The organism is Pseudomonas sp. KB_12, from assembly GCF_052114545.1.
Lineage (GTDB): Bacteria > Pseudomonadota > Gammaproteobacteria > Pseudomonadales > Pseudomonadaceae > Aquipseudomonas > Aquipseudomonas brassicacearum.
Genome location: NZ_JBFREY010000035.1, coordinates 67,895 through 82,054 on the forward strand (window position 1 = coordinate 67,895; position 14,160 = coordinate 82,054).

Below are 14,160 nucleotides of genomic sequence, written 5' to 3' on the forward strand. Positions count from 1 at the left end.
GGGCCGACACCCATGGGCTCAGTTGCTCTTCACCGCATAGTCAGGCTTCTTGTCGTTGCCGGCGATGAACGGGCTCCACGGTTGCGCGCGGATCGGGCCTTCGGTCTGCCATACCACGTTGAACTGACCGTCGGCCTGGATCTCGCCGATCATCACTGGCTTGTGCAGGTGATGGTTGGTCTTGTCCATGGTCAGGGTGTAGCCCGATGGTGCGGCGAAGGTCTGGCCGGCCAGGGCTTCGCGGACTTTGTCGACGTCGGTGGACTTGGCTTTTTCCACGGCTTGCGCCCACATGTGGATGCCGACGTAGGTGGCTTCCATCGGGTCGTTGGTCACGGCTTTGTCGGCGCCTGGCAGGTTCTTGGCCTTGGCGTAGGCTTTCCAGGAATCGACGAATTTCTTGTTCGCCGGATTCTCCACGGATTCGAAGTAGTTCCACGCCGCCAGGTTACCCACCAACGGTTTGGTGTCGATGCCGCGCAGTTCCTCTTCGCCCACCGAGAACGCCACGACCGGTACGTCGGTGGCTTTCAGGCCCTGGTTCGCCAGTTCTTTATAGAACGGCACGTTGGAGTCGCCGTTGACCGTGGAGATAACCGCGGTCTTGCCGCCAGCCGAGAACTTCTTGATGTTGGCCACGATGGTCTGGTAGTCGCTGTGGCCGAACGGGGTGTAGACCTCTTCGATGTCCTTGTCCGCCACCCCTTTGGAGTGCAGGAACGAGCGCAGGATCTTGTTGGTGGTGCGCGGGTAGACGTAGTCGGTGCCCAGCAGGAAATAACGCTTGGCACTGCCGCCTTCTTCGCTCATCAGGTATTCCACCGCCGGAATCGCCTGCTGGTTCGGCGCTGCGCCGGTGTAGAACACGTTTGGCGACATCTCTTCACCTTCGTATTGCACCGGGTAGAACAGCAGCCCATTGAGTTCTTCGAACACGGGCAACACGGATTTACGCGACACCGACGTCCAGCAGCCGAACACCACGGCGACCTTGTCCTGGGTCAGCAACTGACGGCCCTTTTCGGCGAACAGCGGCCAGTTCGACGCCGGGTCCACGACCACCGCTTCAAGCTTCTTGCCGTTCACACCACCCTTGGCGTTGATCTCATCAATGGTCATCAACGCCATGTCCTTGAGGGACGTCTCGGAGATCGCCATGGTGCCGGACAGCGAATGCAGGATGCCGACCTTGATGGTTTCGGCGGCCTGGACGGTCCAGGCCATGCCCATCGCGGCAATGCTTGCCGAGAGTGTAAAAGCCTTGATCAAGCTACGACGCTTCATTGTGCGATCTCCGTGGACTTATGAATTTTTTTTGAGGGCAGATGCAAACGCTGAAAGCGCTTTTGCAAGGGGTGTGCCCGGTTGGGGGAAGGCTTTGAAATGCGGGGTTGGCGTGGGACGTGTTCGAGCGGTTGCACCATGAGTGAACGCAATGCGGGGGCTGGTGCGAGGAGGTGCGCCACATTGGGGCGAGGGAATTGCGATGCCCCTGTGGGAGCGAGCTTGCTCGCGATAGCGGTGTGTCAGTCACCTCTAATTTGACTGATCCATCGCCATCGCGAGCAAGCTCGCTCCCACAGGTGATTTTTGTGATTCAGGAAAAGACGCCGCTCAGCGACGTCGCATCAGGCCAATGAAAAACAGCCCGCCGATAGCGGCTGTCGCGACCCCAATCGGCAAGTCTTCCGGCGCGATCAACGTCCGTGCCGCCACGTCCACCCACACCAGGAACAGGCTGCCAAGCAGCACGCAGGCCGGCAGCAACCGACGATGCTCGGCGCCCACCAGGCGCCGGGCGATGTGCGGCACCATCAGCCCGACAAAACCAATCGAGCCGCTGATGGACACCAGCACGCCGGTCATCAGCGAGGCGATCAAGAAGATCCACAACCGCACCTTCGCCGCGTTCAGGCCCAGGGTCACTGCGGTCTGTTCGCCGGCCATCAGCGCGTTCAGCGGGCGGGCCATGCCCAGCAGCAACACCAGTCCCAGCACCACACTGGCCGCCGGCACCGCCAGCAGTTCCCAGCGGGCCAGGCCCAGGCCGCCGAGCATCCAGAACATCACCGCCGAACTGGCGCGATGGTCACCGAGGAACAACAACAGGTTGGCCGCCGCCATCATCACGAAGGACACCGCCACGCCGCACAACAACAGGCGATCACTTTCCAGACGACCCTGACGGGCAGCGATGGTCAGCACCAGCAGCATGCTCAGCAGCGCACCGATGAACGCCGCCAGCGGCAGGGTCAGCAGGCCGACAATCTCGCCGACATGCAGCACCACGATCACCGCTCCCAGGGTCGCGCCAGAAGTGACGCCCAGCAGGTGCGGGTCCGCCAGCGGGTTGCGCGTGACGGCTTGCAGCACCGCACCGATCAACGCCAGCCCGGCGCCGACCAAGGCACCGAGCAGCAGCCGCGGGACGCGGATCAGCCAGACGATATGCTCCTGGCCGGGCGTCCAATGGACGTCACCCACCCCGAAGGCCTTGTTCAGCAGGATGTCCCAGACCACGGCCACTGGCACCCGCGCCGGCCCGAAACCCAAGGACACCACGCACGATACCAGCAGCAGTGCGCCGAGGACCATCAGCAGGGCGCCGTAGCGACGACCGTTCATTGGCCGTGAAAACCCCGCGCCAGGGTTTGCACCGCCAGCACGTTATCGATGCCCGGCGTGGCCTGCACGTAGGGAATCACAATGAAGCGCCGTTGCTGGATCGCCTCCACCGATTGCAGGGCCGGGTTGTTCATCAGGAATTGCTGTTTCTGCTCGGCGCTGACTTCGCCGTAGTCGACGATCACGATGACCTGCGGGTTGCGCTCGACCACGTTCTCCCAGTTCACCCGGGTCCAACTGGTTTCCACGTCATCGAGGATGTTGCGCCCACCGGCCGCGTCGATCAGGGCCTGGGGCATGCCCAGGCGCCCGGAGGTCATGGCGCGGTCTTCGCCGCTGTCGTACAGGAACACACGCGGTTGCTGGGCGGGCAGGTGCTTGCGCACTTCGGCCACCTGGGCCTGCATCGTGGCGATCAACGCGTTGGCGCGATCCTGCACGTCGAAGATCTTGCCGAGGTTGCGCAGGTCGTTGTAGGTGTCCTCCAGGGAGGCCGCCGGACGTTTCATCACGAATGCGCAGGACTCGGTCAACTCGTAGACATTGATGCCCAGCGGTTGCAGGGTCTGTGGGGTCAGGTCGCCGCCCACGCGCATGCCGTAGTCCCAGCCGGCGAAGAAAAAATCGACGTTGGCATTGAGCAAAGTTTCCACCGATGGGTATTTGGCGGCCAGTTCCGGCAGGCCATCAAGGATCCTGGCCATCTCGGGCGTCACCGATTTCCAGCCGCTGATGCCGCTGTAGCCGACCATGCGCGGCTTGAGGCCCAGGGCGAGCATCATCTGGGTCATGTTGATGTCATGGCTGACCGCGTGCCGAGGTGCCTCGTTGAACACCACCTGGCGATTGCAGCTTTGTATCGTCAACGGGTAGTGGGTGGCTTCGGCCAGGGCGTGGGCGCTGCCTAGCAGCAAGGGCAGCAACAGCAGGGAACGCAAAGTCATGGTTGGGTTATCCAGGTGATTCGTGGGTAGCTGGACAGCGGGTGTTCATCCACCAGGGCTTCGATGCCGAACACCTCGCGCAACAGCTCGACGGTGAGGACGTCCTTGGGCGTGCCGCTGGCGACGATGCGCCCGTGTTCGATCACGTACAGGCGGTCGCAGAAGGCGGCGGCCAGGTTCAGGTCGTGGAGGCTGGCGAGGGTGCCGATGCCCAGGCCCTTGATCAGTTGCAGCAATTGCAATTGATAGTGGGGGTCGAGGTGGTTGGTCGGCTCGTCGAGGATCAACAACTGCGGTTGCTGGGCCAGGGCCCGGGCAAGGATCACCCGTTGCTTCTCTCCGCCCGAGAGGGTGGCGAATGCATGATCGCCAAAGCCTGCAAGCCCGGCCGATTCCAGTGCCTGGAGCACTAGCCGACGGTCGTGGTGATTGTCGCCGTCGAACAGACCTTTGTGGGGCGTGCGGCCCATGGCGACCACTTCTTCCACCGTCAGGCCGAAGGCGTCGGGAAACTCTTGCAGCACCACGGCGATGCGTTGGGCGCACCAGCGCGAGGACTGTTTCCAGACGTTGTGATGCTCGAGTTTCACCTCGCCATGTTCCGGCCGGCTGAAGCGATAGGCGCAGCGCAACAGGCTGGTCTTGCCACTGCCGTTGGGCCCGATCAACCCGACAAACTCCCCGGCCGCCACCTGCAACGTCACGTCACGCAGCTGGAACTGGTGATGACAGTGGCCATGGCCCAGGGGCGTCCAGGCGAGGTGGGAGAGGGTTAGGGAGGTCATGCAGCTACTCGGCATTTGGTGTGAAACACAGTCTCATTGTGTGAGCGGGCTGTGTGGGAGCAAGGCTTGCCCGCGATGAAAACGACGCGGTCTCTTGAGGACCGCAGCGCCTGGATCGCGAGCAAGCTTTGCTCCCACAAAGCCCGCTCCCAAAGTTTGAACTGTGTTCGTGGTTTGGAAAGCGGGCGCGATTGTAGAGGTTTCGCGCCGCCTTCCGTTAACGCACTGTCTTCAGTTTGAAGATGAGGCAATCTCAGGCTGGCGATTGAAGCGGGTGACGAGGCGATCCAGCAACCACACCACCACCAGCGACGCCCCCACCAACGGAAACACCACCGCCAGGGCCAGCATGATGAACACCCCGGTCTTCCAGGTCGGCAGGTCGTGGCGCAGCGGCGGTACGCCGAACTTGCCCTCTGGCCGGCGTTTCCACCAGAGCACCACACCACTCACGGCGCTGAGCAGGATCATCAGGCAAATCAGCAGCACGATGATCTGGTTCAGCGGGCCGAACATCTTGCCTTCGTGCAGCATCACCCCGGTTTCGGTGGCGCGGGCCACGACGCCGTAGTGCTCCCAGCGCACATCGGCCAGGACCTTGCCGGTGTATTGGTCCACGTGCAGGGTGGCATCGTTGCGCGGGTCGTCGGCAAACACGGCGACGGTGAACACGCCAGTGGACGTGGTCGGCAGGGTGATGCTGTAGCCGGGCGTGACCTGGCGTTCAGTGGCGATGTCCTGCACCGCTTGCAGGCTGACAGTTGGGGCGGCGGGGCCTTCGTGCATGCCGCCGTGGCCCATGTGCTCGGCATGGTCGCCGGACATCGGCATTGGCGTGTTTTCCACCGCCCACGGCACGGTCTGGCGATGGGCGTTGTTGAGGCTGCCGGCCTCGACGTCGGACTTGGGCACGTCATTCCACATCGCCGCCGGGAAGCGGTTCCAGAGGTTGGCGTATTGCTTGCCCCAGAAGCCGGTCCAGGTCATGCCGCTGAGCAGCATCACCAGCAGCAATGCTGCGCCCCAGAAACCGACGACCACGTGCAGGTCACGCCAGAACAGCCGACCGCGCGCGCTCCAGCGCGGCCACAGCACGCCGGCTGACGATTGCCCGCGCGGCCACCACAGGTACAGTCCGGAGACCACCAGCACCACGCCCCAGCCGGCGGCCATTTCCACCAGCCGGTCACCGACCGTGCCGATCAGCAACTCGCCGTGGATGGCCCGGGCCATGGCTTGCAGGTTGTTCTTCGCATCCTGCTCACCGAGGACATCGCCGTGATACGGGTCGATGAACACATTCAGTTCCCGGCCCTTGTCGATCACCACGAATTGCGCGCTGCGCTCGGCGTTGACCGGTGGCAGGTACTGTTTGACCTGGCCTTGGGGGTAGGCCTGGTGGATCTGCTTGAGCAGGTCGTCCGCCGCCAGGGTGTGATGCCCGGCCGGCACTTTCAACAGGCTGCCGTACATCAGTGGATCGAGTTGCGGCTTGAACAGGTAAATGATCCCGGTCAGGGCCAGCATCACCATGAAGGGCGCCACGAACAGCCCGGCATAAAAATGCCAGCGCCAGGCCAGGTTGTAGAAATTGGGTTTCGGTTGGCTCATCAGAAAGCGCTCCGCAGGGCAAATTGGGTTGTTATGTTTTTGGTGGTTGCAGGGCAACCGCCTGGTGAGCCTTGGATAAACACAGACCTGTGGCGAGGGAGCTTGCTCCCGCTCGGTTGCGTAGCAACCGCAAAAAGCCGGGGACTGCTGCGCAGTCCAGCGGGAGCAAGCTCCCTCGCCACAGGGTCAGGTGTCAGGCCTTGCCCGTGTTGTCAGAAACTCATATCCACCTTGGTCCAGAGCGTGCGCCCCGGTTCGTTGATGGCCTGGGGATCGCTCGCCGGGTAGCCGAACCCGGCGTTGCCGGCCAGGTTCAAGTGCTCGGCGTAGGCTTTGCCGAACAGGTTGTCGACGCCGCTGCTGACCTTCCAGTGCTGGTTGATGCGGTAGGCGCCGTTGAGTGAGAACACGCCGAAGCCCGAACTCTTGCCGTAGTCCTTGCCGACCACATTGCCCTTGTTCTCGTCGACCCGGTGCTGCGCCGCCACCACCCGCCACAGGGCGCCGGCGCTCCAGCGGTCTTCGCTGTAGGTCAGGCCCAGGCGCGCGTCCAGCGGCGGCATTTGCGCCAGGGCGCTGTCGTCGCTGCTGTTCTTGCCCCAGGCATAGGCCAGGGTGGCGTCGGCTTTCCAGCGCTCGGTCAGCTTGTAGGCCGCACCCAATTCAGCGCCCATGATCCGCGCATCGATGTTCTCGGCCCGGGAGGTGGTGCCCATCATCCCGGGGGTGTAGTCGAACAGGATGTAGTCGCGCACCTGGCCGATATAACCCGACGCCCAGGCTTCGAGGGTTTCGGTCTTGTACTGCAGGCCGAAGTCGAGCTGGGTGGTTTTCTCCGGCTTGATCGCGTCGAAGGCATTCAGCGAGCCGCTGGGGCCGACATTCGCCGAGAACAGCTCCCAGTAGTCCGGGAAGCGTTGCGCGTGACCCACACCGGCATAAAGGGTGGTGGGGCTGTCATCCAGGTCGTGTTCGTAGCGGACGAAACCGCTGGGCAGCGTGTCGGCACGGGTGTCATCGGCGGTGGGGTTGGGTCGGGCCGACATGCCGGAGCCGATACTCTGGCGGTAGTCCTTGGCCGAGGCACGGTCGAGCCGGGCGCCGGTGATCACCCTGTCGCGGTCGGCGGCGTACCAGGTCAGCTCGCCGAACACGCCGTAATTGTGGAAGTCGGCGTCCTTGGTGTACGGCAGGTCCTTGTAGGTGTCCACACCCATGCTGCTGCGTTGGCGATGCTCGTTGGTCTGGGCGTCGAGGCCGCTGATCAACTGTACATCGGCCCAGCGCCAGGTGGCCTTGATGCGGGCGCCGAGGGTGCGGCGGTCGACGTTGGAGGCCATGGGCCCAGCCATCATCCCGGTGCCGGACGGCGTGCGCAGCGTGTAGTTGTCCATCACGTGGTCGGCGTAGTTGTAGTAGACCTGGGCCTCGACCTTGTCCAGCACCTCGCCAATGTTCGAGCGCTCGAAACGCAGTCCGAGGCTTTCGCGCTTGAACTGCGAGCCGTCCATGCCACGCCCGGCGTAGCGCGCTTCACCGTCGCCCTTGCCGGCGGTCAATTCCAGCAGGGTATCGGCGTCCGGCGTCCAGCCGAGGGTGACGTCGCCATTCCACTTGTCATAGCGCGACGGCACGCTGTCGTTGTTGCCATCGCGGTAATCGTCCGAATGCGCGGTATTGCCGATCACCCGTACATACCCCAGCGGCCCACCGGCGGCGGCATCCACCACTTTGTCGAAACGGCCGTTGGAGCCTGCCAGAACACTGGCGTTGACCCGAGTGCCCAGCTCGCCGAACTGTTCCGGCTCGCGCTCGAACAGCACGGTCCCGGCCGAGGCACCGGGGCCCCAGAGCACGGTTTGCGGCCCTTTGATAACCGTGAGCTTGTCGTAGGTTTCCGGCGATATGTAGGACGTCGGCGCGTCCATCCGGCCTGGGCAAGCACCCAACAGCATGCTGCCGTTGGTGAGGATGTTCAGCCGTGAGCCGAACATGCCGCGCAACACCGGGTCGCCATTGGTGCCACCGTTGCGTACCAGGGCGAAGCCGGGGATGGTCTTGAGGTAGTCGCCGCCGTCACTGGCCGGCACCGGTTGACGCGGGTCCTTGGGATTGGTGACGACGGTCAGGGGCGAGCTGGGGGCGATGGCGGTGATGACCGTCGGGCTCAGTTCTTCGACCTGCTTGTCGTGATGCTCGTGCTCATCGGCAAGTACGAGTGGGGTGAGCAGCAGGCCGCACAGGGCGGCGATGGTTTGGCGTAAACGAACTCGTGGCTCGTTCAGGGGGCAGCGAACCTGGGCAGAGCCCAACGCGGTGCCAGCAGAAAACCTGGACATGATGATTCCATCGAACAAACGTAGACGACACGGTCGGGCAGCTTGGGACTGTCTTGTACGACCGAGTGAGGTAAGTGTCGGCTTACGCGTCGAGGGGCGGTGCGCGGGTGCGGGCACCCGGGAAGAACGCAGGCCGGGCATGGCCCAGGCGTGGGGAAGGGCTGGTGTGGGGGGTGGTGTGTGGCGTGTCGAAAACGGCGAAGGTGTGACCGCCAGGCAGTGCGGGGCAATTGAACAGCAGGCTGCAATAGCCGCATTTTTCCCAAAGCGCATGATGCTCGCTCTGGGGCGGGCAGTGTTCGGCTGCCGGCGCTTCGTGCGCCGACATGTCCATGCCCATCTCCATGTTCATGTCCATGGACACAGGCATGGACATACGCTGACCCATCGGCATCGACTGGGAAATCAGCGGGCCGATAAAGATCATCAGCATGGCGAACAGGCTGATCCAACTGCCGCGTGTCAGGCTCATGGGCTGACGGCGGGGCATGGACTGCCTGGCGCGAAGAGGTTGCACGGGCGGCTACGACTACTGGGCGTGCATGTGCGTCTTGGTGCCGTCGGGTGCTTTTTTCTGCACCGCGACGTCGACCGTGACATCCCCGGCTTTTTCAAAATGCAGGGTCATGGCAAAGCGTTTGCCATCGCTGAGCAGGCTGCGGTCCTTCAGGTCCAACAGCATCACGTGATACGCCATCGGCGCGAAGGTGACGGTCGCACCGGGGGCGATATCAACGACGGGCACCGGCTGCATTTTCATCAGGTCGTTTTGCATCACATGCTCATGGAGCTCGGCCTTGCCAGCAATCGGCGAGTCGACGCTGAGCAGCTTGTCGGCGGTCGTGCCGCCGTTGTGAATCACGAAATACGCGGCCACGGTCGGCGCATTGGGCGGCAACTCCTGGGACCACGGATGGGCGATCTCAAGTTCGCCCACCTTGTACTGGTGAGCTTGGGCGAAGCCGACGGGAAGCAATAGGGCAGCCAGCAGGATAAGTCTGTTCAACATGGCAATTCTCCGGAACGATTCAGGGGCGCAGTTTGATGCGGGAAGAATCAGGCCAGAGGCGAAGCGCGAGGGTTGAGGCTGGGCCATTGCTGGCGTGGCGTGGGGCTGTCGAGCGTCGAGTGGACGGCACTGCGATGGGCCAGCTGTGCATCCAGGTACAACTGCGGGACATGCCCGGCGAGCGCCACCAACGGCGCTGAGCCTGAGCAGCACCAGCAATGCTGCATCGTCGAGTGATTGTCTTTCTGCGGTGTGTCTTGTTCGAGTTTGCCCAGGGAAATCGCCAGCATCTTTGTGCCGCTGGAGGAACAGAAACTGCCCCACAGCACTTGCTCGGCTGGCGAATTGGCGGTTGCACCGCCACTGTTGGAAAGCGGCATGGCAAGCATGTTGAACAGCACTGCGAAGCAGGCGATCCAGGCAAATGCAAGCCGTTGTCGGGACATGGGGCAATCCGCTCGATGGGCGATCAGGTGGCGGTATTTAGCCTGATCGGGGTTGAGAAGTAAAAAGGCCACGTGCGGTGTAGGGTCGCAGGGTTGGTGTTAACAGTAGCAACAGATCTTCGAGTGAGTGCTTTTGTGGCGAGGGAGCAAGTTCCCTCGTCGTGTGTTTTTGATCAATCGGTATTCAATCACTCCAATACAGGAGGGAAGGGAACCTCTGTCAAATGGCCGTCGCATGTAACCTCAAGCCCAAAGCTTTCATGACTTTCATGATAGTTGTGAACTCCGGATTGCCCGTACTTCCCAGTGCTTTGTAAAGACTCTCTCGCCCCAGGCCTGCATCACGAGCAATCTGCGTCATGCCCTTTGCCCTGGCAATATCGTTAAGAGCTGCTCGAACCAGTACGCCGTCACCCGCATCCTCTTCAAAACAGGCATCCAGATAAGCGGCCATTTCCTCAGGCGTCTTGAGGTAAGTGGCTGCATCGAAACGTGTGAATTCTTCAGTCATGATTCACTCCTCATTACCCATGGTTTGCGCCATTTGAACAGCGCGTGCGATATCCCGTTTCTGAGTCGATTTGTCACCTCCCACAAGCAGCAAATAAAGCACGGAGCCTTGACGGGAGAAGTACACTCTGTAGCCCGGACCCGAGTGAATACGCATCTCATACACTGCGTTACCCACCGGTTCGCAATCACCAAAATTTCCATGCTCTGCCGATCGGAGCCTGGCAATGATGCGAGCTTTCCCAGCAATGTCCTTCAACCCGTTAAGCCAGCTTGAGAATACTCGGGACTGTTCAAATTCGATCATTCGGATCGTATTCCTTGGGATACACATTGGCAAGCAGCACTTTCCTCGGCACGAGACGGGTCGCTCATGCTTAATGACTGCCAGGTGCTGCGATGGGTATTAAGGAGCGGAACTATAGAATTGAACGTCTTGGACGAAACAGCCGGCTTCGTCTTGAAAACTTGTCAGAAATGTCGCGCGAATGTGCTGAATTCAGAACCCGTTTTGTACGGATAAAGCGTCCAGCATTTCATTGATCTCTCCAAACTCCCGATCCACCCCCATCAACGCCGGCCGCTTCAACACCAACACCGGCACCCCTCGCTCCCGCGCCACCTCCAGCTTCGGCTCGGTAGCCGTGCTGCCGCTGTTCTTGCTGACCAGCACATCGATCCGCCGCCGTTCGAACAGCTCACGCTCGTCCTCGATGTGAAACGGCCCACGGGCTCCAATCACTTCGCAGCGCTCATTGCCGGGGTAAACGTCCAGGGCCCGCAGGGTCCAGAATTGCTCTGGCGGAATTTCATGCAGATGTTGCAGCGGCTCACGACCGAGGGTGAACAGGGGGCGGTGGAAGGGTTGCAGGGCTTGGATCAGCTCGGCCCAGTCGGCCACTTCGCGCCAGTCATCGCCGGCTTGGGGTTGCCAGGCCGGGCGGCGCAGGGCCCAGCAGGGGACGGCGCAGGCGCGGGCGGCGTGGGCGGCGTTGTGGCTGATTTGGGCGGCGTAGGGGTGGGTGGCGTCCAGCAGCAGGTCGATGCCCTCGGCGCGGATGAACTGTGCCAACCCTTCGGCGCCGCCGTAGCCGCCGACGCGCACCTGGCAGGTCAAGTCCGTGGGGACGCGACCAATGCCGGCCAGGCTGTAGATGTGTTGTGGGCCGAGGGTGCGGGCGATGGCCAGGGCTTCGGTGACGCCACCGAGCAGCAGGATACGTTTCATAACAAGGCTCCGGCGTGACCGACGATCCCGCCCTGGCGGTCGATGGCGAAGACTTCGACCTGGACCTGGGCCGGCACCACGCTGCGAGCGAAGGCCAGCGCGTGCTCACACACAGCATCGCCAAGGGCGATGCCGGCGGCGCTGGCCATTGCCAGGGCTTGCTGGCTGGTGTTGGCCGCGCGGATGCCTTGCTGCAAAACCTCATCGGCACCGATGGCGGCGGCCCACTCGGCCAGTTGTGGCAGGTCGATGCTCGAGTGACGGCTGTGCAGGTCCATGTGGCCGGCGGCGAGTTTGCTGATTTTGCCAAAGCCGCCGCAGAGGCTGAGCTTATCCACCGGCACCTGGCGCACATGTTTGAGCACGGCGCCGACGAAATCACCCATTTCGATCAGGGCGATTTCCGGCAGGTTGTAGACCCGGCGCATGGTGTCTTCGCTGGCGTTGCCGGTGCAGGCGGCGATGTGCAGATAGCCGTTGGTTTTTGCCACGTCGATACCCTGGTGGATCGAGGCAATGTAGGCCGCGCAGGAGAACGGCCGGACGATGCCGCTGGTGCCGAGGATCGACAGGCCGCCAAGAATCCCCAGGCGCGGATTCATGGTTTTCAGCGCCAGGGCTTCGCCGCCCTCGACATTGACCGTGACTTCGAAGCCGCCGGCGTAACCGCTTTCCTCGGCCAGCCGACCCAGGTGGTCGTTGATCATTTTGCGCGGCACCGGGTTGATCGCCGGTTCACCGACGTTCAGCACCAACCCCGGTCGCGTCACCGTGCCGACGCCGCGACCCGCGACGAAACGCACACCGGGCTCGGCGATCAAGCGCACCTGGGAAAACAACAGGGCGCCGTGGGTCACGTCCGGGTCATCGCCCGCATCCTTGATCGTCCCGGCTTCGGCGCCTTGTTCGGTCAGCCGGCAGAACTCCAGGCGCATCTGCACCTGCTTGCCCTTGGGCAGTACGATTTCCACGGCATCGGCTTCGGTGCCGCGCAGCAGTAATCGAGCGGCCGCCAGGCTGGTGGCCGTGGCGCAACTGCCGGTGGTCAGGCCGCTGCGTAAGGGGGCGGGTTGTTCGGCGGTTTCGTCACGCATCGAGAGGTTTGACCAGGTCGAGCAAGGTGATCGGCAAGGCCTGGCGCCAGGTGTCGAACTCGCCCAAGGGCTGGGCCTGGGCGATGTGGATGCGGGTCAGTTCACCGCCGTGACGTTCGCGCCAGTGCATCAGGGCCGTTTCGCTTTGCAGGGTCACGGCATTGGCGACGAGCCGACCGCCGGGCTTGAGCTGGGCCCAGCAGGCGTCGAGCACGCCTTCGCGGGTGACGCCGCCGCCGATGAACACCGCGTCCGGCCGCTCCAGGTTCTCCAGCGCCTGAGGGGCTTTGCCGCGAATCAGTTGCAGGCCAGGCACGCCGAGGGTGTCGCGGTTGCGTTCGATCAAGCCTTGGCGGCCTTCGTCGGCTTCGATGGCCAGGGCCCGGCAACTGGGGTGGGCGCGCATCCATTCGATGCCGATGGAGCCGCTGCCGGCGCCGACATCCCAGAGCAGCTCGCCGGGTGTGGGGGCGAGGCGGGCGAGGGTGATGGCGCGCACGTCGCGTTTGGTCAACTGGCCGTCATGCTCGAAGGCGGTGTCCGGCAAACCGGCCAGGCGTGACAGGCGTGGTGTCGACGGTTCGGCCCGGCATTCGATGGCGATCAGGTTCAGGTCGGCGACGGTGTCATCGGACCATTGCGCGGCGCAACCGTCGATCCGTCGTTCCGCCGCACCGCCCAAATGCTCCAGCACGGTCATGGTGCTCGGGCCGAAGCCGCGCTCGCGTAGTAGCGTTGCCACGGCGGCGGGGCTGTGGCGGTCGTTGCTCAGCAGCAACAGCCTGACACCTGTGGATAAGTGAACATTGAGCGCCGCCAGGGGCCGCGCCACCAACGACAGCGTGATCACCTCTTGCAACGGCCAGCCCATGCGCGCCGCGGCCAGAGAGCAGGAGGAGGGTGCGGGGATGACCAGCATCTGATCACCCGGCACCTGTTTCGCCAGGCTGGCGCCCACGCCGTAGAACATCGGATCGCCGCTGGCCAGCACGCACACCGGTTCACCCTGCCGAGCGAGCAGCGGTTCCAGGGAAAACGGGCTGGGCCACAGCTCCCGTTGGCCACGGATGCACAGCGGCAGCAGATCCAACTGACGCTGCGCGCCAACGATACGCGAGGCACCGAGCAGCGCGCGGCGAGCAACCTTGCCCAGGCCCTTGAAGCCCTCTTCGCCGATGCCCACTACGGTCAGCCAGGGTGTCATCTCTGTTCCTCGAATAGATCTGTTTGATCGGCGGGTCTGTTTCCCCACGAACCGGGCCGCCATCATACCGTGCCCCGGCGGATCAGGCGCCTGGCGCAACACCATCACCGCCAGACCGCTATCGCGAGCAAGCTCGCTCCCACAATTTTGATTGAGTGTGTTCACAAAACCGGGTCCGCCACCAATCCTCTGTGGGAGCGAGCCTGCTCGCGATGGCGGCGGTCCATTCAACATCATCTTTCCAGACAGACCGCTATCGCGAGCARGCTCGCTCCCACAATTTTGATTGAGTGTGTTCACAAAACCGGGTCCGCCACCAATCCTCTGTGGGAGCGAGCCTGCTCGCGATGGCGGCGGTCCATTCA

The 14,160-nt window shown here is 63.0% G+C and carries 14 protein-coding genes; all 14 read right to left on the reverse strand.

Features of this window, described 5'->3' with window-relative positions:
* Positions 1–18: 18 nt before the first annotated feature.
* The gene (urtA, locus tag AB4Z20_RS23505) at positions 19–1,284 is read right to left on the reverse strand and encodes an urea ABC transporter substrate-binding protein (RefSeq protein ID WP_014336360.1); all 1,266 of its coding nucleotides are present in this window, start codon (positions 1,282–1,284) and stop codon (positions 19–21) included.
* A gap of 330 nt (positions 1,285–1,614) precedes the next feature.
* Complete coding sequence (locus tag AB4Z20_RS23510; RefSeq protein ID WP_053161797.1) at positions 1,615–2,625, reverse strand: FecCD family ABC transporter permease; 1,011 nt, start codon at positions 2,623–2,625, stop codon at positions 1,615–1,617.
* Positions 2,622–3,569: an ABC transporter substrate-binding protein gene (locus AB4Z20_RS23515; RefSeq protein ID WP_014336362.1), complete on the reverse strand. Its 948-nt coding sequence runs from the start codon at positions 3,567–3,569 to the stop codon at positions 2,622–2,624. Before AB4Z20_RS23515 ends, AB4Z20_RS23510 begins: the two co-directional genes overlap by 4 nt.
* Complete coding sequence (locus AB4Z20_RS23520; protein ID WP_442090676.1) at positions 3,566–4,354, reverse strand: ABC transporter ATP-binding protein; 789 nt, start codon at positions 4,352–4,354, stop codon at positions 3,566–3,568. The genes AB4Z20_RS23515 and AB4Z20_RS23520 overlap by 4 nt, the downstream gene beginning before the upstream one ends.
* 231 nt (positions 4,355–4,585) lie before the next feature.
* Entirely contained in the window at positions 4,586–5,965 is a 1,380-nt protein-coding gene (locus tag AB4Z20_RS23525) for a PepSY-associated TM helix domain-containing protein (RefSeq protein ID WP_442090677.1), read from the reverse strand.
* A gap of 212 nt (positions 5,966–6,177) precedes the next feature.
* Positions 6,178–8,304, reverse strand: coding sequence for a TonB-dependent copper receptor (locus AB4Z20_RS23530; protein WP_320389837.1), 2,127 nt, complete (start codon positions 8,302–8,304; stop codon positions 6,178–6,180).
* A gap of 82 nt (positions 8,305–8,386) precedes the next feature.
* Positions 8,387–8,776: a DUF2946 domain-containing protein gene (locus tag AB4Z20_RS23535; RefSeq protein ID WP_253478390.1), complete on the reverse strand. Its 390-nt coding sequence runs from the start codon at positions 8,774–8,776 to the stop codon at positions 8,387–8,389.
* A 57-nt stretch (positions 8,777–8,833) separates the two neighbouring features.
* Positions 8,834–9,313, reverse strand: coding sequence for a copper chaperone PCu(A)C (locus tag AB4Z20_RS23540; RefSeq protein ID WP_018611909.1), 480 nt, complete (start codon positions 9,311–9,313; stop codon positions 8,834–8,836).
* 47 nt (positions 9,314–9,360) lie between these two features.
* Positions 9,361–9,759 carry a DUF2946 domain-containing protein gene (locus AB4Z20_RS23545; protein ID WP_253471333.1) on the reverse strand — a complete coding sequence of 133 codons (399 nt, stop codon included), beginning with the start codon at positions 9,757–9,759 and terminating at the stop codon, positions 9,361–9,363.
* Between the two features lie 220 nt (positions 9,760–9,979).
* Positions 9,980–10,270: an addiction module antidote protein gene (locus AB4Z20_RS23550; RefSeq protein WP_024617344.1), complete on the reverse strand. Its 291-nt coding sequence runs from the start codon at positions 10,268–10,270 to the stop codon at positions 9,980–9,982.
* A 3-nt stretch (positions 10,271–10,273) separates the two neighbouring features.
* Positions 10,274–10,576 (reverse strand): type II toxin-antitoxin system RelE/ParE family toxin, encoded by a 303-nt coding sequence (locus AB4Z20_RS23555; RefSeq protein WP_024617343.1) that lies wholly within the window; start codon positions 10,574–10,576, stop codon positions 10,274–10,276.
* Between the two features lie 192 nt (positions 10,577–10,768).
* Complete coding sequence (locus tag AB4Z20_RS23560; protein ID WP_442090678.1) at positions 10,769–11,497, reverse strand: cobalt-precorrin-6A reductase; 729 nt, start codon at positions 11,495–11,497, stop codon at positions 10,769–10,771.
* On the reverse strand, positions 11,494–12,591 hold the full coding sequence (locus tag AB4Z20_RS23565) for a cobalt-precorrin-5B (C(1))-methyltransferase (RefSeq protein ID WP_442090679.1): 1,098 nt from the start codon (positions 12,589–12,591) through the stop codon (positions 11,494–11,496). Before AB4Z20_RS23565 ends, AB4Z20_RS23560 begins: the two co-directional genes overlap by 4 nt.
* Positions 12,584–13,795: a precorrin-6y C5,15-methyltransferase (decarboxylating) subunit CbiE gene (cbiE, locus tag AB4Z20_RS23570; RefSeq protein WP_442090680.1), complete on the reverse strand. Its 1,212-nt coding sequence runs from the start codon at positions 13,793–13,795 to the stop codon at positions 12,584–12,586. Before cbiE ends, AB4Z20_RS23565 begins: the two co-directional genes overlap by 8 nt.
* Positions 13,796–14,160 lie beyond the last annotated feature (365 nt).